Origin of the sequence: Actinomadura sp. 9N215, assembly GCF_044326345.1 — a bacterium.
GTDB lineage: Bacteria > Actinomycetota > Actinomycetes > Streptosporangiales > Streptosporangiaceae > Spirillospora.
Map to the genome: position 1 here is coordinate 68,237 of NZ_JBIRBA010000021.1, position 21,894 is coordinate 90,130.

General features: G+C 70.7%; 30 protein-coding genes and 1 pseudogene. 13 read left to right on the top strand and 18 right to left on the bottom strand.

Features of this window, described 5'->3' with window-relative positions:
- Positions 1-220: 220 nt before the first annotated feature.
- The 4 genes from ACH34T_RS30165 to ACH34T_RS30180 form a co-directional block, all read right to left on the bottom strand.
- Entirely contained in the window at positions 221-520 is a 300-nt protein-coding gene (locus tag ACH34T_RS30165; protein ID WP_396024320.1) for a hypothetical protein, read from the bottom strand.
- A gap of 329 nt (positions 521-849) precedes the next feature.
- Positions 850-1,062 carry a hypothetical protein gene (locus ACH34T_RS30170; protein ID WP_396024321.1) on the bottom strand — a complete coding sequence of 71 codons (213 nt, stop codon included), beginning with the start codon at positions 1,060-1,062 and terminating at the stop codon, positions 850-852.
- On the bottom strand, positions 1,059-1,319 hold the full coding sequence (locus tag ACH34T_RS30175; protein WP_396024322.1) for a hypothetical protein: 261 nt from the start codon (positions 1,317-1,319) through the stop codon (positions 1,059-1,061). Before ACH34T_RS30175 ends, ACH34T_RS30170 begins: the two co-directional genes overlap by 4 nt.
- Positions 1,316-1,543, bottom strand: a complete 228-nt coding sequence (locus ACH34T_RS30180; RefSeq protein ID WP_396024323.1) for a hypothetical protein — start codon at positions 1,541-1,543, stop codon at positions 1,316-1,318. The genes ACH34T_RS30175 and ACH34T_RS30180 overlap by 4 nt, the downstream gene beginning before the upstream one ends.
- 188 nt (positions 1,544-1,731) lie before the next feature.
- Between ACH34T_RS30180 and ACH34T_RS30185 the strand changes: the two genes are divergently transcribed.
- A complete protein-coding gene (locus ACH34T_RS30185; protein WP_396024324.1) occupies positions 1,732-3,060 on the top strand; it encodes a transcriptional regulator in 1,329 nt (442 codons plus the stop codon).
- Positions 3,061-3,104: 44 nt separating this feature from the next.
- Positions 3,105-3,629 (top strand): NUDIX domain-containing protein, encoded by a 525-nt coding sequence (locus tag ACH34T_RS30190; protein WP_396024325.1) that lies wholly within the window; start codon positions 3,105-3,107, stop codon positions 3,627-3,629.
- 45 nt (positions 3,630-3,674) lie between these two features.
- On the opposite strand, the gene ACH34T_RS30195 is transcribed toward ACH34T_RS30190, so the two are convergent.
- The 7 genes from ACH34T_RS30195 to ACH34T_RS30225 all read right to left on the bottom strand — a co-directional run bounded on the left by ACH34T_RS30195 (position 3,675) and on the right by ACH34T_RS30225 (position 8,495).
- On the bottom strand, positions 3,675-4,097 hold the full coding sequence (locus ACH34T_RS30195) for a hypothetical protein (RefSeq protein ID WP_396024326.1): 423 nt from the start codon (positions 4,095-4,097) through the stop codon (positions 3,675-3,677).
- A 279-nt stretch (positions 4,098-4,376) separates the two neighbouring features.
- Positions 4,377-6,470: an AAA family ATPase gene (locus ACH34T_RS30200; protein WP_396024327.1), complete on the bottom strand. Its 2,094-nt coding sequence runs from the start codon at positions 6,468-6,470 to the stop codon at positions 4,377-4,379.
- Positions 6,467-7,153 carry a DUF2637 domain-containing protein gene (locus ACH34T_RS30205; protein WP_396024328.1) on the bottom strand — a complete coding sequence of 229 codons (687 nt, stop codon included), beginning with the start codon at positions 7,151-7,153 and terminating at the stop codon, positions 6,467-6,469. Before ACH34T_RS30205 ends, ACH34T_RS30200 begins: the two co-directional genes overlap by 4 nt.
- On the bottom strand, positions 7,150-7,623 hold the full coding sequence (locus ACH34T_RS30210) for a DUF1707 domain-containing protein (protein ID WP_396024329.1): 474 nt from the start codon (positions 7,621-7,623) through the stop codon (positions 7,150-7,152). The genes ACH34T_RS30205 and ACH34T_RS30210 overlap by 4 nt, the downstream gene beginning before the upstream one ends.
- Positions 7,620-7,946, bottom strand: a complete 327-nt coding sequence (locus ACH34T_RS30215; RefSeq protein ID WP_396024330.1) for a hypothetical protein — start codon at positions 7,944-7,946, stop codon at positions 7,620-7,622. Before ACH34T_RS30215 ends, ACH34T_RS30210 begins: the two co-directional genes overlap by 4 nt.
- An 82-nt stretch (positions 7,947-8,028) precedes the next feature.
- Positions 8,029-8,196 (bottom strand): hypothetical protein, encoded by a 168-nt coding sequence (locus ACH34T_RS30220; RefSeq protein WP_396024331.1) that lies wholly within the window; start codon positions 8,194-8,196, stop codon positions 8,029-8,031.
- A complete protein-coding gene (locus ACH34T_RS30225) occupies positions 8,193-8,495 on the bottom strand; it encodes a hypothetical protein (protein ID WP_396024332.1) in 303 nt (100 codons plus the stop codon). Before ACH34T_RS30225 ends, ACH34T_RS30220 begins: the two co-directional genes overlap by 4 nt.
- 202 nt (positions 8,496-8,697) lie before the next feature.
- Between ACH34T_RS30225 and ACH34T_RS30230 the strand changes: the two genes are divergently transcribed.
- The 7 genes and pseudogenes from ACH34T_RS30230 to ACH34T_RS30260 all read left to right on the top strand — a co-directional run bounded on the left by ACH34T_RS30230 (position 8,698) and on the right by ACH34T_RS30260 (position 11,963).
- Entirely contained in the window at positions 8,698-8,943 is a 246-nt protein-coding gene (locus ACH34T_RS30230) for a hypothetical protein (protein ID WP_396024333.1), read from the top strand.
- A gap of 694 nt (positions 8,944-9,637) precedes the next feature.
- Positions 9,638-10,087 carry a hypothetical protein gene (locus ACH34T_RS30235; protein ID WP_396024334.1) on the top strand — a complete coding sequence of 150 codons (450 nt, stop codon included), beginning with the start codon at positions 9,638-9,640 and terminating at the stop codon, positions 10,085-10,087.
- Positions 10,088-10,201: 114 nt separating this feature from the next.
- The gene (locus ACH34T_RS30240) at positions 10,202-10,339 is read left to right on the top strand and encodes a hypothetical protein (protein WP_396024335.1); all 138 of its coding nucleotides are present in this window, start codon (positions 10,202-10,204) and stop codon (positions 10,337-10,339) included.
- Between the two features lie 63 nt (positions 10,340-10,402).
- The gene (locus ACH34T_RS30245) at positions 10,403-10,609 is read left to right on the top strand and encodes a helix-turn-helix domain-containing protein (RefSeq protein ID WP_396024336.1); all 207 of its coding nucleotides are present in this window, start codon (positions 10,403-10,405) and stop codon (positions 10,607-10,609) included.
- Positions 10,610-10,738: 129 nt separating this feature from the next.
- Positions 10,739-11,026, top strand: a pseudogene (locus ACH34T_RS30250) (peptidoglycan-binding protein); the annotation flags it as partial.
- A gap of 106 nt (positions 11,027-11,132) precedes the next feature.
- Positions 11,133-11,270 carry a peptidoglycan-binding protein gene (locus ACH34T_RS30255; RefSeq protein WP_396024337.1) on the top strand — a complete coding sequence of 46 codons (138 nt, stop codon included), beginning with the start codon at positions 11,133-11,135 and terminating at the stop codon, positions 11,268-11,270.
- Between the two features lie 444 nt (positions 11,271-11,714).
- Positions 11,715-11,963, top strand: a complete 249-nt coding sequence (locus tag ACH34T_RS30260) for an SCO4226 family nickel-binding protein (protein ID WP_396024338.1) — start codon at positions 11,715-11,717, stop codon at positions 11,961-11,963.
- A gap of 68 nt (positions 11,964-12,031) precedes the next feature.
- Here ACH34T_RS30260 and ACH34T_RS30265 read toward each other — a convergent pair whose 3' ends face one another.
- Positions 12,032-12,367 carry a hypothetical protein gene (locus tag ACH34T_RS30265; protein WP_396024339.1) on the bottom strand — a complete coding sequence of 112 codons (336 nt, stop codon included), beginning with the start codon at positions 12,365-12,367 and terminating at the stop codon, positions 12,032-12,034.
- Between the two features lie 257 nt (positions 12,368-12,624).
- On the bottom strand, positions 12,625-13,242 hold the full coding sequence (locus ACH34T_RS30270) for a TetR/AcrR family transcriptional regulator (protein ID WP_396024340.1): 618 nt from the start codon (positions 13,240-13,242) through the stop codon (positions 12,625-12,627).
- 55 nt (positions 13,243-13,297) lie between these two features.
- Here ACH34T_RS30270 and ACH34T_RS30275 point away from each other — a divergent pair, with 55 nt between their 5' ends.
- The gene (locus ACH34T_RS30275) at positions 13,298-14,770 is read left to right on the top strand and encodes an amidohydrolase family protein (RefSeq protein ID WP_396024341.1); all 1,473 of its coding nucleotides are present in this window, start codon (positions 13,298-13,300) and stop codon (positions 14,768-14,770) included.
- Between the two features lie 187 nt (positions 14,771-14,957).
- Here the strand turns inward: ACH34T_RS30275 and ACH34T_RS30280 are convergent, their stop codons facing one another.
- The 4 genes from ACH34T_RS30280 to ACH34T_RS30295 all read right to left on the bottom strand — a co-directional run bounded on the left by ACH34T_RS30280 (position 14,958) and on the right by ACH34T_RS30295 (position 17,291).
- On the bottom strand, positions 14,958-15,668 hold the full coding sequence (locus tag ACH34T_RS30280) for a phosphotransferase (RefSeq protein WP_396024342.1): 711 nt from the start codon (positions 15,666-15,668) through the stop codon (positions 14,958-14,960).
- 69 nt (positions 15,669-15,737) lie between these two features.
- On the bottom strand, positions 15,738-15,905 hold the full coding sequence (locus ACH34T_RS30285) for a hypothetical protein (RefSeq protein WP_396024343.1): 168 nt from the start codon (positions 15,903-15,905) through the stop codon (positions 15,738-15,740).
- A gap of 138 nt (positions 15,906-16,043) precedes the next feature.
- Positions 16,044-16,292 (bottom strand): DUF4873 domain-containing protein, encoded by a 249-nt coding sequence (locus ACH34T_RS30290; RefSeq protein ID WP_396024344.1) that lies wholly within the window; start codon positions 16,290-16,292, stop codon positions 16,044-16,046.
- Positions 16,293-16,304: 12 nt separating this feature from the next.
- Entirely contained in the window at positions 16,305-17,291 is a 987-nt protein-coding gene (locus ACH34T_RS30295; RefSeq protein ID WP_396024345.1) for an SDR family NAD(P)-dependent oxidoreductase, read from the bottom strand.
- Positions 17,292-17,561: 270 nt separating this feature from the next.
- On the opposite strand from ACH34T_RS30295, the gene ACH34T_RS30300 reads away from it, so the two are divergent.
- Entirely contained in the window at positions 17,562-18,371 is an 810-nt protein-coding gene (locus ACH34T_RS30300; protein ID WP_396024346.1) for an IclR family transcriptional regulator, read from the top strand.
- A 45-nt stretch (positions 18,372-18,416) separates the two neighbouring features.
- Entirely contained in the window at positions 18,417-19,034 is a 618-nt protein-coding gene (locus tag ACH34T_RS30305; RefSeq protein WP_396024347.1) for a TetR family transcriptional regulator, read from the top strand.
- 63 nt (positions 19,035-19,097) lie between these two features.
- Here ACH34T_RS30305 and ACH34T_RS30310 read toward each other — a convergent pair whose 3' ends face one another.
- Positions 19,098-20,750: a class I adenylate-forming enzyme family protein gene (locus tag ACH34T_RS30310; RefSeq protein ID WP_396024348.1), complete on the bottom strand. Its 1,653-nt coding sequence runs from the start codon at positions 20,748-20,750 to the stop codon at positions 19,098-19,100.
- Positions 20,751-20,990: 240 nt separating this feature from the next.
- On the opposite strand from ACH34T_RS30310, the gene ACH34T_RS30315 reads away from it, so the two are divergent.
- Positions 20,991-21,860 carry a MaoC/PaaZ C-terminal domain-containing protein gene (locus ACH34T_RS30315; protein ID WP_396024349.1) on the top strand — a complete coding sequence of 290 codons (870 nt, stop codon included), beginning with the start codon at positions 20,991-20,993 and terminating at the stop codon, positions 21,858-21,860.
- Positions 21,861-21,894: the final 34 nt, after the last annotated feature.

Here is a 21,894-nt window from a genome sequence, read left to right on the forward strand (position 1 = left end):
CTACGGCGTGTCCGTTCACCGGTGGCGCGAACCGGCCAGCCGTCCCGGCTACCCGTTCAATGCGGGGCGGGGGCGGCCGGGTGCCCCGCGCTAGGGTCCGGCCACCCCCTGATGAACGTCCGGTCGACGAGCCCGCCCCCCTTGTGGTCGGGCCGCGTCCAGACGCCCACTCTCTTGCAGGACGGCGAAGCCCCTGACCGGGTAGTCCTCGCCGTCCCGGTCACGCAGTTCCCGGCGGCTCATCCGTGGTGCTGGTCCCCGCGCCGAGCTCCTCGGCGAGCGCGTTCGCAGCTTCCTCGGCGTCGGCGGGCAGCGCCTTCCACAGGCCGTCCCCGCGCCGGTAGTGGTAGCACGCGCTATGCCACCTCGCCTCCAGCGGCCCGTCATGCCGGTAGGTGACGCGGACATGGCGCAGGCCGGTCTCCTCGTCGGGCACGATCGAGGCGGCGAGCTGCGGGGCGCGGCGGCGGATGGTCGCGACCAGCTGCTCCACCGGTCCCCAGTCGTCGAGATTCAACATCGGTCCTCCGGCTACTTGGACGGCTTGGGCGGGCGGCAGGCGAGGCACATGCCGCACCCGCGGCCGTCGGGTCCGGCGTTCGTGCACATGGCACCCATGGATCTCCTCTCGCGAAGGGGGGATGGGCCGCGGCCCCGGGCTCCCGCGCGTTCCTAGCCCGGGGCCGCGGCGTCTGGGCGTGCCAGCCGCGACGTGACCTGTTTGGGGACAGCACATCCACGACCGGCACGTGTCTAGAAGGGGTGGCGCGCCCGAGCCTCGGGGTTCACCCGGGCACGCCGCCCCGCCCGCAGCCCTGGCCGCCGCGTTGCCCCAGGGCCGCGGGAGTCTCATCGCCGCCGCCGCGCGGACTCGATCCGCTCGCCGAGCGCCTGCGGGGTCGTGGCCGCAACGAGTTGCTGCTTGCTGACCATCGCCCAGTACAGACCGGTGAAGGCACCGAACCAGGTCAGGACGCCGAAGCGGCGCTGCATCTCGGCGGCCGCGGCGGCACGGATCTGCTCCGGGGTGCGGAGGTCCCGCACGTACTCCGACGCGCTCACCGCACGCACCCCCCGCCGTCCACTGGGGCGTCGGCTCGCTTCCGCGCGGCCTCGATCTCCCCGGCCGCGGTGAGCATCTCGCGAAGCCGTTCCGCCGACTCGGCGCGGATCCAGGCGAAACACCCGCTGGGCGAGTACCGGTAGGGCCGCCGGTGCGCCTCCCAGCGCAGCTCGAACAGCGGCTCGTACCGGCACACCCACTCGGGAAAGTCGGCGCGGAGTCGGGCGAGCAATGCGGAGGTGTCGGGCGGGGTCACGTCGTCGCTCCGGTCTTAGTCGCGGGGGTGACAGGGGACTGCGCCACCAAAAGCGCGCTGAGTCCGGCTTCGGTCTCGGCGCGGAGGGTGTGGACCAGGCCCTCCCGGATCTCCGATTCGGTGAGAAGGCGTTTGCGGGTGGCCCACCAGGTCGTGACGCCCTCCTGAGCAGAAGTCCAGATCTCCCATTCGGCGGGTTCTGGCGGATCAGACAGGTGGGTCATCGGATGCGCTCCCTACGGTGACGAGGTGGCATTCAGCCAAGCTCGAAGCCGCAACCGCCGGGAGGTGTGACCAGGGACGGGTCGTGGCGAAGGGTTCACACGGGGTGTGAAAAAAGTGCCCGCAATGCAGGCTGCTACCGGACGCAACGCTCCTACACTGCCGGTAACCACCAGCAAGGAGGCGCGTCGTGGCCGAGGCGAATCTGCTGCTCGACGCCCTGATCGACGAGGCCGGGATGTCTTACGCCGGGCTCGCGAGCCGACTCAACCAAGGCCACGCGACCCGGTACGACCATGCCTCGGTGCGGCGCTGGATCCGCGACAACGCCATCCCCCGGGGCGACGCGCCGGAACGGATTTGCCGCGTCCTGAGCGGGACTCTTGGCCGGACGCTCACGCTCGCCGACATCGGGATGGACCACGCCCACCGCGGCGATCTATCGGATACGCCGCTGCGGACGGCGATCGACCAGGCCGCCGCCCTGTGGCGCGGAGACCACAAGCAACGCGAGGCCGTCGAGCAAACCCGGATGCTCGCAGGCAGCGCGGCGGTGGCGCCGGTGTTCGCGTGGGAGAACCCGCCGGACGACATCGACGTTTCCCATCGCGGCCCGCTCGCGGTCGGCGCTGGCGACGTTGCCCGGGTCCGTGCGGCTCGGGACCGGTATGAGCAGATGTATCGCCGGGTCGGGGGCATTCCGGTGCGGCCCCGCATCGTCGCCTACCTCAACAACCAGGTCGGGCCGTTGGTCCGCGGCGGGTACGACGACAACACCGGGCGGGAGCTGCTTCGCGCGACCGGCGGGCTCGTGGCGCTGGCCGGCGTCTCCGCATACGACGCCGACCGCCAGGCCCTCGCTCAGCGGTACCTGCTGCATGCGCTGCGTATGGCCAAGGCCAGCGGTCATCGCGGATTCGGTGGTTACTGCCTGGCGTTGCTGGCGAATCAGGCGATGTACCGCGGGGACTACCGGCGCGTGCTGCAGTACGCGCAGACGGCGCTGCGGGGTGCCGACGGGCACCTGTCCCCGGCCCTTGTGGTGGATCTGCACACGTTGCAGGCCAAGGCGCACGCGTGGATCGGCGACACTCGCGGCAGCCACCGGCACATGACGCAGGCCGAGGGCATCCAGATCCGGCCGGAGAACGAGCCGCCGGAGACCGGGTACGTGCAGCCTGGCTTGGTGGAGACCCAGCATGCCGAGGTGCTCCGTCGCCTCGGTGATCTGACCGCAGCCGAGACCTACGCCGAGCAGGCCGTCCGGGCGTCAAACGGGACGCACCTGCGCGGCCAGGCACACCGGCTCGCGACCTTGGCGCAGGTCCAGGGGGACCGCGGGAACGTCGAGAACGCCGCGGCGACCGGCCAGCAGATGCTGGACCACACTGCGGGCATGGAGTCGGGGCGCATACATGATCGCGTCACCGGCCTCGTCCGCGCCCTCGCCCCCTACGACACCGGAGACGTGCGAGCCTTTCGCGAACGCGCTGAGCTTCAGGTGCACCGCGACCAGTAGCGTGACGGGCGAGCCTGCGCCCACCGATCAAGGGAGCCCACCCCGTGCGCTGGAAGGTCCATTCCGAGAAGCCGCTCTACACCGACCCCTGGCTCGACATCCGCCTCGCCGACGTCGAGATCACCGGTGGTCGGCACCTGGACCACCGTGTCATCCGGTCGGAGGCTGGCGCCGGTGCGGTCGTGGTCGACTCGGAGCAGCGGGTCCTACTGGAGTGGCGGCACCGGTTCATCACCGACGCGTGGGGCTACGAGATCCCGATCGGCGGAATCCGGGACGGGGAGGCACCCGAGGCGGCCGCCGCGCGCGAGGTGGAGGAGGAAACCGGGTGGAGGCCCGGCCCGATGCGTCCGCTCACCATCGTGCACCCCACCCCGGGCATCAGCGACAGCCGCCACTACATCTTCTGGGCGGACGGTGCCACCCACGTCGGCCCACCGGCAGAGGACTGGGAGGCCGAGCGCCTCGAATGGGTGCCTCTCGCCGACGTTCGTGAGTTGGTGGAGACCGGGAGGATCGTCAGCGGTACGAGCATGGCCGCGCTACTACTGGCGGCGGCCGAGACCTGACAGTCCCCGCCCGTCCTCCACGCGAGGTCGGGCGCCAGTTCTGTCTCAAGACCTGATGAGCCACTGCTCGACGTCGTCCAGGTCCATGCCGGTGTCGTGCCCTGTGGCGAATGTGTTGTTGCTCGGGTCGACGATCCAGTACAAGCCGTAATCCACCGCCCGCACATCGCGGCGGCGGGACTTGCGGAGCCGATACCCCTGGCGTTCGGCCATCCGGCGCAGACGGTTCTCCCGCACCTTCGCCGCCATGGCCATCGCGTCCTCGTCGATCGCCTGCTGCTCTTGCGGCTTGAGGCAGTCAGGGCAGACGACCTGCGTCCCGTCGCCGAGGGCCTCCCATTCGAGGAACTCGTCCGAGTCCTGTGCGGGAACCTCGCGGAGACAACGGGCACAAGCTCGACCGTCCCTGCTCCGCTGAGTCGCCGCACGGATGCCGTCCCGCTTCCATGACCTGCTCTGTCCGCCCATGGCGTCGGATCACCTCTGCTCTGTGATGCTGTGAGTGATGCTGGAAAGCATACCTGAAGTGATGCGGGAAGCTTTCGGTAGGGTGCGAGTGGTTCATCCAACTCGAAACCGGTTTCACCCCTGGTATCGGGGTGACCTGCGTGGTTAACGGTTTCGGGGGTGCCCGCAGACCCTCGAAACTGGCCCCACGAGTCCCCTGCGGAACACCCATCCCGAAACCGTCACCGCTCCCGAGTTTCGTTACAGACGCCGCCCAGACGGGGGTTCGTAACGAAACTCTCACCGCTCTGGCAGGTCCTCCAGCCGCACCCCCTTCGCCGAGCCGCCCGCGCCGCGCCGGTTGATCTGCTGGGTGGCCACCCCGTACGGCTTCAGCGCGTTCGCGAGCATCGTCGAGGCGGATGTTCGGGCCTCGCGCTGCTCGTCCTCGTCGAGCCCGTCCAGGGCGGGGAGCCACCCGCCGTACAGGTCCGGCTTGTAGGTGGCGAGAGCCTCGACGAGCCGCGCGGAGTGGACGGCGTCGTGTCCGTCCGGCCACACCGCGCGCAGATGGTCGATCAGGTCGGTCTGCTCGGCGTCGGCGACCTTCTCGCCGGCGGCCTCGCCGGTGAGGGTCCCGGCTGCGATGCGTAGCGCGAGGGCCCGTTGCCCGATCTGCTCGGCTTCGGTCTGCTTGATGAACGCCGCCCGCACCGTGAGCCCGTCGCGGCCGCGGACGAGGATGCCGGTGCCCTGCTCGCTCGCCGAGATGTCCATGGCGCGCAGGCCGCGTTCGTTCGCGCCGGTGCCGAGCACGTTGTTGTTCGCGCGCCAGTCCATCACGGCCAGGCACAGCCGCGTCCCGACGCTGGACGACACCGACGACGGCAGCGACGGGGCGTCCGGGTTCTGCGTGAGCAGGATGAGGATGACGCCGTACGCGCGGCCCTTCTTGATCAGTCGCGTGCACAGCTCGGCGGCCTCGTCCTTGTAGTCGGCGTGGGTGAACAGCTCTTGCGCCTCGTCGATCACGATGACGCGGGGGCCGAGGTTCTGCTCCGGGTACCGCTCGACCAGGGCACGCGTGACGCGCCGCCCCTCGGCCGTCTCGGCGGCGGGCAGGCCCTTGATGAACTCGGCGCGGCGCTTCTGCTCGACGATCCCGGCGCGCAGGCCGTCGAGGGCGGCCTGCAGGTCCTCGTCGTCGTCGCCGCTGACGTAGCGGTGGCACACCGGGCGGACGGAGTCGAGATCGCCCGAGCCCTTCAGCTCGAAGACGTGCAGTTCCGCCGTGGGGTCGAGCGCGACGCCGAGGACGATGGCCAGCGCGCACGACGTCTTCCCGGATCCGGGGATGCCGCCGACCAGCAGGTTGGAGTACATCAGGGTGATCGTGACGAGGTTGCCGCGCGGGTCGAACCCGAACGGCAGCGCCCCGAACACGTCCGCCTGCCCTTCGTGCATCAGCGGCCAGATCTTCCGCGGCGCCTTGGCGGGGTCCTCCCGGGCGACCCACAGGACCAGGCGGCCCGGGTGCGCGGCCCGGTCGCCCTCCGGCCACACGGTGGAGATCGGGCGGCGCATCGCGGCGGCGAGGTCCTCGCGCTTGTCGAGCACCTTGTTCACGGTGACACCGCGGGGGAGGTCGAGCTCAGCGCGCCACCCGGGGCCGTCCACGCAGATCGGATTGATGAAGTCGACCCGGCCCTTCACACCGATCGCTTCGAGCGCCTCCTCGACCTCGCCGGAGTCCAGGCGGCGCTGCAGCTGCACGGCGACATACCAGTGGACGATCGGCCGGTCCGGGTCACGGCCCGCCCAGCCGAGCGCGGACAGCGCGGCCGCGCCGGCGGCCGTCAGCGCCCACCCCGGCAGCAGGATCGCGGCGAGCGTGACGAGCAGGACGACCGGCACCACGATCACGAGGGACGTGCGGCGGCGTGGCCCGGTGCGGCGGGTCTGGATGGTCACGAACTTCATCCAGGTGTCCGGGTCGGCCGCCGCCGCCTTGGCCTCGGCGGGGCGCGCCTCGGCGTCGGTGACCCACTGCCACCACTTGCGGGACAGCCGGACGGCGCCGCGTGGGGAACTTCCCCACAGGCGGCCGAGGTAGACCGGTGTGCGAACCCCGTAGTAGGCCCATTCGCGGCTGTACCAGCGGACGACGAACGCGGCGTTGTCGGCGAGCTGCGCCCGGTCGCGCAGCCACACCGGCAGGATCCGCGGGGCGTCGCCGAGGCGGCCGCGGCGGTCGGCGATCCACCCGTCCCCGGCGCCGGTGGGCTGGTCGACGGGGACGGCCTCGATGTGCTCGACCTCGACCGCGCCGACGTCCTTCACCAGAGGGACGCCCTCGTCGCCGGGGACGGCGTACAGGCGGGGAGGCTGCGTCACGTGGCGGCCGCCTCGTCCTGCATTTCCGTCCCGCTTTTCGTCCCGTGTTCCGTCACGGGCTCGACCTCGTCGGCGGGCGGTTCGTCGTGGTCGCGGACCAGCGCGCCGAGGCGGTTGCGGTTGATGCCGAACGCGTCGGCCACCTGCCTGCGGGACGGCTCGGCGCCGAGGCAGTCGCGAGCATGCAGGAACGCGACCAGGGCCGCGTCCTCGACGCCCTCGGCCACCCCGTGCGGGCACGCCAGCGGCTGCTCGCCTGTGGCCTCGGCAGGCCGGTCCTCGACGATCTGGTGACCGCGGCGCACCATTCCCATGAGGGTCTCGTAGGACAGCACCAAGGCCACCGGTGCCAGCGCGCTGACCAGCGCACCCCCGTACCCGTGATGCCATCCCGATGCCACGTTCATGGCCACCGTCGAGCAGATCCCGAACGCCAGCGATACGACGGCCAGCGGCGGCCTCGGCTGCCCGCGCTGCGCGGCGTCCAGCAGCGCCAGCGACGAGGCGAAGATCATGAGGTCGGCCACGACCGGGACCAGGTAGGCCACGAACCCGCGGGTGCCCGTCGCGCGGACCACCTCCAGGCCGTGCTGGTAGGAGATCACCGCCGTGATCGCGGCGAGCGCACCGAGCGTGAAGCCACCCATGAGCCGGGCGCCGCGCCCTGTCGGCTGCGCGGTCACCGGCCCGCCCCCTCGCTCGGCAGGTCCCGCACAACGTGGGTCAGGTCCTCGATCGTCTTGGCCGCGAGGGCGGCGGACAGCCGCTCGTCCAGCTCGGCGGCGTCCAGGCGCCCGGCGGCGTAGTGGGTGTGGAGCGCGGCGACGAACACGTCGCGTTCGGCGTCGCCGATGCGCTGCCCGGGGCGGCACGACGCGATCACGTCGGCCACGGCACCGCGCCAGCCGGTGAGGGCTTCACGGGCCAGGCGGTCCTGCGCGTCGTCGAGCGCGCGGAGCCGGTCCTGGTGGCGGTGGACGAGGTGCCGGTACCCGAACCAGGTCATGCCGCCGGTGGAGCCGAGCGGCCACAGGAGATTCACGGTGACCTCGGTCGTGAGCGCGTAGTAGAACCCGATGGCGATCAGGGCTGCACTGATGCCGATGAGGACGGTGAGGACGGTGTTCCACGCATCACGGTCGCGGGGGCTCATCGAGCGCCTCCAGCGGAGTCGTCCTTCAGGACCTCGTCGTTCATGATCTGGGCGGCACGACGGACGAGGTCGGCGAGCGCGGGCTGGCCGCACATCGTCAGCAACTCGGCCATGTCCTCGTGGTCCTCCTCGTGGACCGCGACGTACACCGCGCCGGAGATGACCACGGACGGCGTGTGGCTGGGCGTCTGGAGGACGACGACGCGGACGCCCTTGCCGTCGACTGTGACCGAGCCGACCTCGACGCGGTGCACCCCGCCGACGGGGTGAATGCCCGCACACCAGGCCGGGCACGGGTCGCTGGACTCGATACGGTTCTGCATGGGCTGGACCTCCCGGGGTCCGGTCAAGGCCCCCGCCGGGCGTTGCAGTCGCCGCGGCGGGGGCCGCTCTTGTGCGGGTGGGCTACTTGTCGTTCGGCCGGATGAGGTGGAGGTGCGGGCGGCCGGGCTCGGGGCGGCGCTCCCGTATGGCCGCCTCCAGCACGTCCGTCAGGATCCGCTCCAGCCGCTCGATGCGGCCCTCGGCGACCCCCAGCCGCTCGGCCAGGGACGCCACAGGCTCGGCGCTCACCTCTCGTCCAGCCGGGCCGCGGCCGCCTCCCAGTCGCCCGCTCCGACGAGGCGTAGCAGGTCCGTGCCCTCGTCCTCGGTGAGCGTCGGCGGCTCGTCCAGCACGGCGTTCAGGACGCGGAACATCGTCCGCGAGGCGAGCGGGCCGTACTCCCGTTCGATGCGCGTGACGATTCGGATTAGCTTTCGGTCGAACTCCTCGGCCTCGCGGACGAGGTCGGGCTCGCCGTCGGGCCATGTCCCCGGCGCAGTCGCCCCGGCCGCCTCCAGCGGCCCGGTGGCGTCAGTAGGGTTGTTCATGGGTCGGACCTCCTTGTCCGATCAAGGGCCCGGCCAGCGGGGCAATCGCTGCGTCCGGGCCCGCTTCCTGCGCGGGGGGACTTCGGGCGGGTTTTCCATCAGGTACCGCTCTAACCTTGTGGCCACAGCGTATATGGGAACCTTGTGGCCACACAAGAGCTGTGCCAAGATTCCTTGTAGCCACACGAGAGGACGCCTTGCGATGACGCCCGATCCGGACCACACCCCCATACGGAAGCTGCGCGTCTCTGATCCCCTCTGGGAGGCGTACGACAGCGTGTGTCAGCGGGTATTCGGCCGGACCCGGTCCGAGGACCTCGTCGAGCACATGCGGCAGGTGATCCGCGAGCACGGCAGCGCCGCCGAGCTGGCCCTGCTGGAGCAGGCCGAGAAAGAACTCGCCGAACGTCGCGCGCGCAAGGGCGGCCGACCGCCGAAGACAGGGTGAAGCGGCCGCGATCGACACGCCCACTTTACGCCCGCAATATGACCGAGAATCGCCGATGACAGCCAACGGCAACCCGCCACGGAATCGGGCTCCGGTACTGGTCAGGCCACGACTGCCAACGACAGTCCACAGTGACCGATCGCGCAGTCTGGAAGGACGCGGGTTCGATTCCCGCCACCTCCACTCTGAAAGACGTGTGCTCGGCCCGCTTCGCGGACCTTCGCCACGTCGTTCCGTTTTGCCTTTCGGGGGCGACCCCCGAGCCCCCGCTGTGAGGGCTCCGCCCTCACTCTCGTGTTCGCTAGGACGCGATTAGGTCCACCACCCACGATGCCGCCGGCCAGAGCACATCTGGCCGGCGGCTTTCCCGTTGCGCTCCCGGAATACTCCCGATTTACGTCCTTCCTCTGTGGAGCGCGACTGGCTCGGCGGACGTGGCCTGCCGCACGCGTTGCTGCGCTCAAGCTCACCGATGACGGACGAGCCGGGCCCGCCGGATCGTGGTCTGTTTGGAGGACCGGCATCGGTGTGGCGGGGGTGGGCATTATTCCGTCGTGGTGCAGGCTGTTGTTCCGCTTGCCGGGAGTAGGGGTCGAGCCCGTGACCGTGCTTCTGGTTGGTGGGGTGGGGCGTGGGCCGGGTGGCTGCGGGCGGAGCGGCCGTTCGTCGGTGCGGAGGCGCGGGAAGGATGCCCGTGATCACGACGGTGTTGCGCGGTGAGGACTATGAGACTCGGGATCGGTTCGATGCCTGGTGCGACCTGGTGGGTGGGATGCCGTGCCCGTACCAGGTGCGTTCCGAGCACGCCGCCGACTACGGTTTCACGTTGCGCATGGCACGGCTCGGCGCCGCCACGGTGGCGCACACCAGCGTCCCCTCGATCCATGCCATCCGTACTCCACGGATGATCCGGCAGGCCGACGATGGCGTCTACTCGCTGGAGTTGTGCGGGCGTGGCCGCATCGGTGCCGAGCAGTGTGGCCGCCAGGTGGAGGCGACCGTGGGGCAGTGGATCGTGCAGGATTCCTGCCGCCCGCACTCGTTGTGGTCGGTGGCCAGGATCATCGCCGTCCGACCGCGATCGGGCTGGCTTTCCCCAAGTCCGTGCTGGGGCTGGACGAGGCCACCGTGGCCCCGTTGCTGACCGGTCCGCTGCCGGGTGACAGCGGCATCGGCGGGGTGCTCACCGACGTGGTCACGCGTATCGTCCGCGAACCCGGCGCCTTCGGGCCCGCTGATGCCCCGCGCCTGGGGGGAGGTGCTGTGTGACCTGCTGGCTGCGATGCTCGCCCATGAACTGGACGCCGGTCACCTGCTGCCGGACGAGACCCACAGCCGAGCACTGATCCTGCGGATCCAGGCGTTCGTGCTCGCCCACCTCGGTGCCGTGACTTGACACCGGGGACGATCGCGGCCGCGCATCACATCTCGGTGGGTTACCTGCATCGGCTGTTCCGCCGTGACGGCCGTACGGTCGCGGGGCTGGATCCGGACCCAGCGGCTGGAGTGCGCCCGCCGTGACCTCGCCGACCTGGCCCAGCGCGCTACACCAGTGCAGGCTCTGGCCGCGCGGTGGGGTTTTGCGCACGCCTCGGATTTCTCCCGGGCGTTCCGCCGCGCCTATGGCATGTCGCCCCGCGACTACCGGGAAGACGCACGCAGGTAGGTCACTCAGGGTTAATCACTGTTCGCCTTGTGTCATGTACGGCCGGTTTCCGGGACGGGAGAGTTGGTCCCAGCGGGAACGGGTCCCAAGCCACAGAACACTCTGGCGCTGGGCCTTGCGGCCGCCGCGATGGCCGTTGGCGCCGCGGTCGGCGCACCAGGCACCGCCCATGCGGATGGTCCGACGGATCCGGCGGTCGCGCGGGCCATCGAGGCGCAGCCCTGGGTGGACCTGAAGGTCGGCGACCGCGGCTACCGGGTCGCGGCGGTGCGCTGCTTCCTGACCCAGTTCCGCTTCTTCAACGGTTGCGCGCCCGGGGCGCCCGGCGGGGACGAGTACACGCAGGACTTCGCCGAGGCGGTCAAGCGCTACCAGCGTGCGAAGGACCTGCCCGGCACCGGCGTCATCGACGCCGGGACCTGGGTCAAGATCAGGGACGACTTCGGCGTCCTGAAGGTGAACGACAAGCGCAGCCACCAGGCAGTACGCGCTGAAGGTCCTGCTTCCGCGTCCCGGCCTCAAGGTGGACGGCAATTACGGGCCCGACACCGTCAAGGCCGTGCGGGACTTCCAGCGAAAGAAGAAGATCGGAGTCGACGGTGACTTCGGGCCCCTCACCTTCAAGGCGGCCTACGGCAGCGGTGCCGAAACCAGCGGCTGAGCCGGTCTGCCGGGAAGTCCTCGCCCAACCATCCGCGAGGAGCGCCCGCCTGTGAGGGGAAGGTGGGCGCCTGGACGGGGCCTGGCCTTCTCATCAAGGGACTGCCTGTCCGTGCCTTGAGCACGGACAGGCAGTCGTTTCTTCAGCAAGGCCCCCGGCCCCTACTCGCATGGCGCTGCCACGCCACCGACACGGGGGAGACGGGGAGGGCGCGCCGAGGGCGCGGAGGAGGTGCTCCGGGTTGTGTGGACGGACCGACGCGGCTATCCGGTCCTGAGAGCAGTCAGGGCAATGGGAGGAAGGCAGTGGCCACGGCCGCGGCTTGACGCTCAGAAAGACGGCGGCGATACAGTGGAAGCGGCGATCGGTTTCAAGAGCACGGGGTCCCGCCTTGATCGTGAACCCGGCTTCGAGCCGGGTGTTCCAGCCGGGGGAGGGACAACAATGTCCAAGTTCATGGACGTTCACCACGGTATGACAGGGATATCCGCCGACCAGCTCAGGCAGGCCCACGCGGCCGACCTCGCCATCCAAGACGAAGAAGGTGTCGTCTTCGAGCAGGCGTGGGCCGACCCGGAGTCCGGCACGGTTTACTGCCTGTCGGAGGCTCCCGACGCCGCCGCCGTACAGCGTATCCACGAGCGCGCCGGTCACCGCGCGGACGAAATCCATCCCGTCCCCCTGAGCGTCTGACGGCCTGGTCGAAGCCGGATCGCGGGTCGGGCCGCCCGATCGCGGCTGTGACCGTACGAAACGATCATTCACCAGTCTCGCCATTGGTCTGTGAGTGCGGCCGGGGCGATGCCTTGTCGGCTTGCCAGCGCCTCGACGTCGATCCCGGCCCGAGTGAGCGCGTGGTCGATGTATTCGCAGAGTTCTTCACGGTCGATGGTGTCGAAACTGTGGTCGTCGGTGCCGTCGATCTGGTTCAGCGCGACGACAACGTGTTCGACCGTGGCCATGATGGCCTGGTCAGAGGTGACGTCCAGGGTCGTCAGCTCGGCTTCGAAAGCGAGCAGCGCTCGGTCGACCCGCTCCAGGAACGAGTCGGAAAGGGTGCCGAGCCGCCGCCAGTTCTGGGTCGGACGTGTGATCATGCGGGAACGGTAGCGAGCATCTCGGACGTCCGGGCTGCCAGGGCCGGACGTGCCCCCCGCAATCCACCATGTGCCATCCCGCTGATCCGGACCGGGTCGAGTTCGATGTGCTCGGCGGGGAGGGTGTCGAACAGCCTTCGTCCCTGTTCGAGGACGTGTCGTCGTAGTCGTGCAGGGCCGCCTGAAGTCGATCTTCGCCAGGTCCGGCGCCCGTTCACGCGGCGACCTGATCGTCCGGCTTTCGCGGACCATTCTTGTTATTGGGGGCGACTTCGCTTGTGTTCGCGGGGTGTTGCTCCGGTCAGGGCTATGTCGGTGAGTTGGTCGGCCAGTTCGTCGGTGAGCGGTGCGTGTCCGGAGAGCAGCCGGAAGTAGATGGGCCCGTAGAGGGTGTCGAGGAGGGCATCGAGGTCGATGTCGTCGCGTAGCTGCCCGGCTCGTTGGGCCGTGCGGAGTCGTTGCTTGCCGGCGGCGCGGCGGGTGGCCAGCCAGCGATCGCGCAGGGCCGCGGAGACGCTGGGGTCGCGTTGGGCTTCGGCGGTGAGGTCGGCGATGGCGCGCCCGTCGTCGCTATCGCGAAACCGCGCGAGGACCAGCCGCAGGTGCGTGGCCAAGTCGGTGTGGACGTCGCCGGTGTCGGGCGGGGCGGTGTCCGGGGTGTCCGCGCGGAGGAGCACTTCCAGGGCCAGGGCGCCCTTGGACGGCCACCACCGGTAGATGGTGGCCTTGCTGACCACGGCTCGGCGGGCGACCTCGTCCATCGTCAGGGCTGCCAGGCCGCGTTCGGCGAGCAGTTGCGCGGCCGTGGTCAGCACCGCGTCGAAGGACCGCTGGCTACGTGGTCGCCGTGGTGACGGATGGCTTGCCTGCGTCATGGGAACACCTTAGCCTGAGTACGAAACGTTCAGTACTACTGGTGGGTAGGTGTTGATGGTTTCGGATGAGGTGTCACGTTTCGCGGTGCCGCCCGGCCCCGGCGGACGCGCCGCGCCTGCGCCCGGCTGCGGCGTCCGGCGTGATGAGGCCGGCGACTCGCGTGCGTTGGAGTTGCTCACCCGGGCGAGCCGAGACCGGGATCGCCGGGTGCTGCTGACCGGCGGCACGGTGGTGACCATGGATCCGGCCATCGGGAACCTTGCCGGCGACGTGCTGGTGCGCGGGAACACGATCGCGGACGTCGGCGCCGACCTGAGCGCCGCTGGTGACGACGCGATCGTCGTCGACGCCACCGGCATGATCGTGCTGCCCGGCCTGGTGGATTCTCACCTGCACGCCTGGGAAGGTCAGCTGCGCGGTCTGGCGCCGGCGGTCGACCTTGAAACCTACATGGGGCTCACCCAAGGGAAGATGGGCCCGCGCTACCGTCCCCACGACATGTACGCCGGGAATCTTCTCACCGCGCTGCAGTGTCTCGACGCCGGTGTGACGACCATTCTCGACAACTCGCACAATGCCCGGACCCCGGACCATTCGAACGCGGCGGTGGAAGCTCTCATCGATTCCGGTATCCGGGCGGTGCACGCCTCGGGCGCTCCCATGAGCGGTGACGATGGACAGCAATGGCCCGCCGACGTCACCCGACTGCGGGACGAGTACGAAGGCCACCGTGTCACCATTCGCTTGTACGAGGGGACGCCCACCGTGCCGGTGTGGGAGTTCGCCCGGGACCAGGGCTTGCGGGTCTCGATCGAGATGGGAGAGCACGTCACCAATCTCGGGCAACTGCACGCGGCCGGGCTGCTGACCGACCAGCACACCCTCAACCACTGCTTTCACATCTCCAACGACGACTGGGCCCTCATCGCCGACGCCGGCGCCCAGGTCAACGTCTGCCCGCGTTCGGATGCCTCCTTCGGCCTGGGCCTTCCCGGTGAACCGCTCGGCAAGGCCCTGTCCTGGGGCATCCGCCCCGGCCTGAGCATGGACAACGAGATCAGCTATGGCATCGACATGTTCACCGAAATGCAGGTGCTGCTACTGGAGCAGCGCGCACGTGCTTTCACGGCCGCCCGCGCCGAGCAGACCACCACACCGGGTCACATCAAGCCGGAAGACGCCCTTGAATTCGCCACTGTCGGCGGCGCCCGCAACTGCCATCTCCAGGACACGGTCGGGTCGCTCACCCCGGGCAGACAAGCCGACATCGTGCTGGTCCGCACCACCGACCTCAACACCTTCGCAGCCGCCGGCACGCCGGCCGCGCTCGTGACCTTCGCCAACCGCGCCAACGTCGACACGGTGCTCGTCGCGGGTGAGGTCCGCAAATGGCGAGGCCGGCTCGTCGGCCATGACCTCACCAAGATCAAGGCGATCGCCGAAGCGTCCCGCGACCATCTGCTCGCCGCCCAGCGGTTCGATCCCGACCTGCTCGCCGGACATGAGCCGAACCCGACCACCACGTGACCGGCGCGACGGACGGCGCGCGGTTTCGCTCTCGTCCCGGCACCCGCGCCAGTTCGACACCTGCGCCAGTTCGACACCTGCGCAAGTTCGGCGCCCGCGCAAGTTCGGCGCCCGCGCCCAGTTCGTGTCCCTCGCCGCGCTCGGCGACGGCCTGGCCGGAGGCCGATCGCGGTGGGGGATCGGCGGACTACGGCACCAGGACCGATGCCAGCTCAACGCGGTGCCGCTCCACCCAGGCGTAGGCGGCCTGCACCTCACCTACGGCCCCAGCCTCGCGAAGACGGAGCATCGCCGGGTCGCCAGCTGCGGCAGCGGCCGCGATGCCGCGCCAGCAACGGTCCTGCCACCACAAGATCACATCGATCAGAGCTTCCCGATCGACCGGCCCATAGGCGTCACAGACCGTCCGGACTCGCCTAGCCGCTTCGCCGACGTCGACGATGTCGGGCCCCAGACCCACGTACTGCCAGCACACATGCGCGACGTCGTGGATCCGCCGTCCAGGAGCCGCCAGGTCCCAATCGATGAAGGCCACCGGCCGCAACCCGGCACCCAGGTCCCGGTACACCGTGTTCTTCGGCGACAGGTCGTTATGGCACACGACCTCTTCGCCGCCGGCCAGGTCCCTCGCGGCCGTCAGATCGTGAAACTCCCGGACCAGCTCGGCGACCCGCGCCAGGCTCTCCTCACCGCCGATCCCGGCGGGCTGAACCGGCTCCCACGCCACGTGACCGTCGACGAAGCTCAGCACCTCGCGACCTTGTTCATCCATCCCCAGCCACCGCGGCGCCCCGTCCCACCCGGCCCGCTCCAACAGGCCGAGGAGCCGATGGACGAACGGTGAACGCGCCGCAGGCCGCCGGCGCACCGTGTCACCGACACGGACGCCGACGTTCACGAACCCACCAGGCAGCGAGGACTCAGACACCGGGCCATCCCGTCCGGCCGTAACCGCGTGTAGTACCCGTCAGACCGGGTACCGGGTGGCTTCGTCGAGTTTGACATTTCCCGGGTCCGCGATCACCTGAGGTTTGGGCGGAACCTCCTGCATGGCCACCAGGTCTTCCAGAGGGGTCCGCGGAGGCAGCGTCCGCCACCGATCCGCCGTGTTCTCCTGCTGCTGATCATCGCTCATGTGACCATCATGCATCAGCCTCGCCCCCGTTCTTCATGGCGTGCGCGAGCAGTTGCCGGACGACGTCGATCGCGGTGACGCGGTCGACGAGCAGGTCGCGGGTCTCGTCGACCTTGCCGGGGTTACCTGCGGGTCTGGTCAGAAGGGCGGCGGACCGTTTCCGACCAGCGCGATGACGTCGGACCAGGCTGCCGAACCGCCGAGCGTGACCTGTGCTTCACGGCCGTCTGGAAGCCTCAGCGTCCGGTCGTGAAGACCGGAGGCGTCGAAGTCGCCGATGGTCGCGGTCCCGGACCACTCCCGCTGCTTGGCGCGCAGGTCGACGTAGACCTCGACCTCCTCTCCGTCGCTGCTGATCAGGGTGGCGGGACCGCGGTAGCGGCTCACGCTCGGGTCGTCTCAGGAGGGCTGCTGTGGCGTGTCTTCATGAAGACGCACCCTAGCGTCCGGTATCGACATTTCCGGGGGCATGGTCGTGGTGCGGGTGTCGTCGAGTTCGGCGACGTTGTGGGCGGCGTACGTCCGGTGTGGGCCCCGGTCCTGGAAGTAGGGGGTGAGCTGGGCGTCGAGGTCCTCGACGGAGAAGACGCCGTCGGGGGCGGTGAACTTCCGTTCGACGGTCGGCGCGGCCATCAGCGCGACCATGTCGCCGTAGACGACGAACACCTGGCCGCTGATCTTCTCGGCCGCGGGGGACGCGAGGTATCCGACGAAGCCGCCGACGCGTTCGGGCGCCATGACGTCGAGCCCGCCGGGGGCGGTGCCCGCGGCGAAGGTCTCCTCGGTCATCGCCGTGCGGGCGCGGGGGCAGATCGCGTTGGCGCGCACCCCGTACCGGCCCAGGCCCGCGGACGTCGACAGCGTGAGCGCGACGATGCCGGCCTTGGCGGCGGCGTAGTTCGCCTGGCCCGCGCCGCCGAACAGGAACGCCTCGGACGCGGTGTTGATCACGCGTCCGTAGCCGGGACCGTCCGCGGCCTTGGCGGCGGCGCGCCAGTGCGCGGCGGCGGCGCGCGAGACGGCCGCGTGCCCTTTCAGGTGGACGCGGATGACGTCGTCCCAGTCCGACTCGGACAGGTTGAACAGCATCCTGTCGCGCAGCACGCCCGCGTTGTTCACCAGGACGTCCAGCGAGCCGAAGGTGTCGACGGCGGCCGAGACCAGGGTGTCGCCCATCGACCAGTCTCCGACGTCCCCCTTCACGGCGACGGCCTCGCCGCCCGCCCTCCTGATCTCGGCGGCGACGTCGTCCGCGGCCGGGCCCTTGTCGTTGACGACGACGTTGGCTCCCCGCGCGGCCAGGGCGACCGCCTCGGCGCGGCCCAGCCCGGCGCCCGCGCCGGTGACGATGGCGGTGCGGCCCGCCAGGGAGAGGTCAGCGTTCATCGGGGCTCCCGGTGGTGATTCGCAGTGGCCCGACGACGCTAACGAGCGCTCCGGCGCCGCCCGCGGTCGCGTCCCACTGAGCGGATGCGATCACGGCTTGGCGGGGCGGAGTTCATCCTGACGCTTCCCTTCTGCCCACGTGAGCGCTACCTTTCGAAGCAGAAACCAGAATTCACTTTAGTTTTGGAGGTGGGCGGGATGACCTCAGCCGCCACGGTCGGGCGACCACGATGCCGCTCGCGGGAGCTTCCTCCGTCCATGGTCGAACGGATGACGCTCATCCTGGACCTGTTCCGCGGCTCGACCATGCGGCTGACCCTCGAAGAGATCGCCCAGTCGACGGGCCTCCCGAGGTCCACGACGCACCGGATCCTCGATCAGCTGGTGAAGACGGCATGGCTGGAGCACTCGCCGTCCGGCTACGCGCTCGGCCGGCGCTCCGTGCGGCTCGGCGGCGACGCCCAGGGTTTCGTCGATCTGCGCGCGGCCGCGGCCCCGGTGTTGCACGAACTGCTGCTCAAGACCGGAATGGTCGTGCATCTCGCCGTGCTGGACGACGCCAGCGTCCGCTACCTCGACAAGGCGGGCGGCCGGTTCGCCGCCGAGGTGCCCTCCCGGGTGGGCGGCGGCGCCCTGGCCCACTCCACCGCGCTCGGCAAGGCGATGCTGGCCTGGCTGCCGGTCGAGGAGGTCGACGCGCGGGTCGGTGACTCGATGAGCCGGCTGACCCAGCGCACGATCGGCGACCTGGGCACCCTCTACCAGGAGATGCACCGGATCCGCGTGCGCGGCGGGATCGCGTTCGAGCGTGGCGAGCACAGCCCTGGCATCGCCTGCGTCGCCGCGGCCGTGCGCGGCCCGGACCGTCCGGTCGGGGCCGTCTCGCTCGTCGGGGACGCCGAGTGCCGGCTGGAGACCGTCGCCCCCCTGGTGGCGGCCGCCGCCCGGACGATCTCCCAGGAACTCGTCTCGCAGCTGGAAGGCCGGCCCCGCCACCACGCCGGCGCGCCCGAGCAGACCTGGTCGGCCGAGACGCTGGCCCGCCTCATCGCGATCGGCCAGGACGGCGACTGGATCTGACCGGCTGGACCGGCAGAATCGACGGCATTGACCGAAGGAGACGCAGTGCCACGCATCGCCGATGCACGCCCGGCGGCGGAGCCGAGGTCGCCGCGCCAGAAGGACCGCCACGAGCGCATCCTCCGGGCGGCGAGAAAGCTCGGGTCCGTGCACGACCTGGACCGGGTCCAGATGCAGGACGTGGCCGACGAGGCCGGGGTCGCGCTCGCCACCCTGTACCGCTACTTCCCCTCGAAGATCCATTTGTTCACCGCGGTGAAGCGCAAGCAGATCGAACGGCTCTCGGAGGAGGCGTCCCGGTCGCGGCCGGCGCCGGAGGCTCCCCTCGAAGCCGTGGTGAATGTGTTGGTTCGGGCCAGGGAGCAGATGATGCGGCGTCCGCGGCTGGCTCGCGCTGTCCTTCAGGCGGACCAGACCGCGCAGACCATCGCGAACGGCCCCTGGTCTTCGGACCGCACGTTCCGCGACATGCTGCTGCGGGTCGCCGGCATCGATGCCCCGGAGCCCGCCGACGAGCGCCTGATGCGGCTCCTCGAATCGTGCTGGTACGGGGTGCTGCTGTCCTGCCTCAACGAAAGACTGTCCGCGGTGGAGGCGGATGCCGACATCCGTGTCTCCTGCGAGATGCTGCTCGGCGCGCGGCTGGGCGGCACGGCGTCCTGACGGTCAGCGGCCCGCACCCCGGCCCGACGCCCCGCCAGACGTTGCGCCGGACGCCGCGGGTGACTACGCCGGGTCGGTGACGGGCACGTCTCTGCGCACGACCTTGCCGGTCGCGTTGCGGGGGAGCGGTTCGGTCGTGATCCGCCATCGTGCCGGGACCTTGTAGTAGGCGAGGGCCGCGCGGGCATGCTCGGTCAGCTCCGTCTCGGTGACGCTCGTCCTGTCCCGGGTGAGCACCACGGCCAGTACCTCCTGGCCCAGTTCCTCGTGCGGCACGCCCAGGACCACGCACTCCGCCACCGCCGGGTGCTCGGCCAGCACGCCCTCCACCTCGGCGGGGTAGACGTTCTCCCCGCCGCGGATGATCAGGTCCGAGCGGCGGCTGCTCAGCCGCAGCCGGCCGTCGTCCAGGACGCCGAGGTCCCCGGTGTGCAGCCACCGGTCGGCGTCGATGGCCCGCGCCGTCGCGTCGTCGTCGTTCCAGTAGCCGAGCATGTTGAACGGGCTGCGGACGCAGACCTCGCCCTCGACGCCGTCCGGGACGGGCCGGTCGTCCGGGCCCCTGATCTCCAGTTCGACGGTCACGATGGGCCGTCCGAGGGTCCCCGGCCACCGCGCCAGGTCCTGGGCCGTGGCGACGGTCACCGCGGTGCACGACTCGGTCAGGCCGTAGCTGTCCACCAGCGAATCGGCGGCGAAGGGGAGTCCTCGCCGCAGCCGTTCCTTGAACGCGGGCGACGACGGCGCCGAGGACAGGGAGAAGGCCGTGAGGGACGACAGGTCGTAGCGGGACAGGTCGCCGTGGTCCAGCAGCCGGTGCGCCATCGTCGGCATGGCGCCCCAGTGCGTGACGCGTTCCCGCTCGATCAGCCGCAGGACGCGGTCGGCGTCGAAGGCGCCGGTGTGCATGACCACGGTGCTCCCGGTGGCGAGGCGCGGGACGGCGAGGTTGTGCAGGCTCGCGATGTGGAAGAGCGGGGACGCGAGCAGATACCGCTTGTCCTCCGGCGCGACGGGGCTCCCGAGGGCTTGCGCCAGCGCGTCGTTCAAGCGGTGATACTCCACGACGGCCAGCAGGTTCCGGTGGCTGTGCACGGCGCCCTTGGCCCGCCCGGACGTGCCGCTGGTGAACACGATGACGGCCGGGTCGTCCTCCCCGGCCGCGGACGACGGCAGGGGCGCGCCCGCGTACCCGGCCGTCAGGGCGTCGAGCCCGGCGGGAAGCTCGATGACCGGGACGGAGGCGTCGCCCAGGAGGGCGGCACGGCGTTCGTCGGCGACGATCACCCGCGGCTCGGTCAGGTCGAGCGCCCACGCCAGCTCGCGCCGCGACCACCAGGCGTTGCACGCCGTCGCCACGGCGCCGATGGAGACGCTCGCCCAGAACACCGTGATCCAGGCGGGGCTGTTCGCCGCGGCGATCGCGACCCGGTCGCCGGGACGGACGCCGTACTGGTCGCGTAGGGCGCGGGCCACGGCCGACACGGTGTCCACGAACCGCGCGAAACCGATCCGCTCGGTCGCGGTCACGATGTAGTCGCGGTCGCCCCTGGCGGCGGCCTCGGCGAGCACCTCGTGCAGGGCGCGGTACCGGCTGGGAAGCGCGGCGAGCCGGGCGCCCAGGATCCGCGTGGCCACCGGCTCGAACTCACCACCCGGCCCGGTGAGCGCACCCATGGCCTCGGCGGCGCCGGGGAACTCGGCTGCGGAATCCATGGGCTGCTCCAGACGTCGACGGCCGGGGTGTCCGGACGGCCGATCCTGGCCGGGCCGCCCGCGCCCCCGCGCTCCGCTCCCGCTGAGCAAGACGGCGGGATGGCCAGGGAATTCACATTCTCGGTTACGCGGCCACCGCCGCCACTCAGTGGGATCCGGGTCCGCTTCCGGGCGGCCGCTCGGCAGGCTGCGCGTATGGCGCTGAACCGTGACGTACCGCCGAGACGCGGGATCTGAACGATGGGCATTGACATCGACAGGGCGCTGTCCGCCGCCCCGGCCCGCAGAACGCTGGCCTGGAACCGCCGCGACGTGCTGCTCTACCACCTGTCGCTGGGCGCCGGCCGGGACGCGGACGCCGACCCCGAGCTGCGCTACACCTTCGAGCGGGACCTGCGCGTCCTGCCCACCTTCGCCATGGTCGCCGGGCAGGGCGTCTCCTCCGGCGACGGGGGCGTTCCGGCGATGAGCCTGCCCGGCATCGACATCGACCTGCGCCGCGTCCTGCACGCGGGGCAGGCGCTGACGGTGCACCGTCCGCTCCCCGTGGCCGGTGAGGCGACCGTGTCGTCGCGCGTGACGCACGTGTGGGACAAGGGGAAGGCGGCGTTGATCGTACTGGAGGGCGCTGCGAGCGCCCCCTCCGGAGAAGCGCTGTGGACGACCGAGACGCAGATCTGGGCGCGCGGCGAAGGCGGCTTCGGCGGCGAACCGGGGCCGGACGCCACCTGGTCCGCACCCGAGCGCCCGCCGGACCACGTCCTGGAGTCGCGGACGACCCCCGGCCAGGCCCTGCTCTACCGCCTCAACGGCGACCTGAACCCGTTGCACGCCGACCCGGAGTTCGCGAAGGCGGCCGGTTTCGAGCGGCCGATCCTGCACGGGCTGGCCTCGTACGGCATCGTCGCCAAGGCCGTCGTGGACGGCGTCCTGGACGGCGACACCGACCGGCTGCGGAGCGTCGGCGCGCGCTTCGCCGGTTCCCTCCATCCGGGCCAGACGATCCGGACCTCGGTGTGGCGCGACGGGAACACGCTGACCCTCTCCGCCACCTGCCCCGAGCGAGGGGACGCGCCCGTGCTCACCCACGCCGTCGCGCACGTCGCCTGACGGCGTCCGGCGGCGGCCGACGATTTCCAGGAGG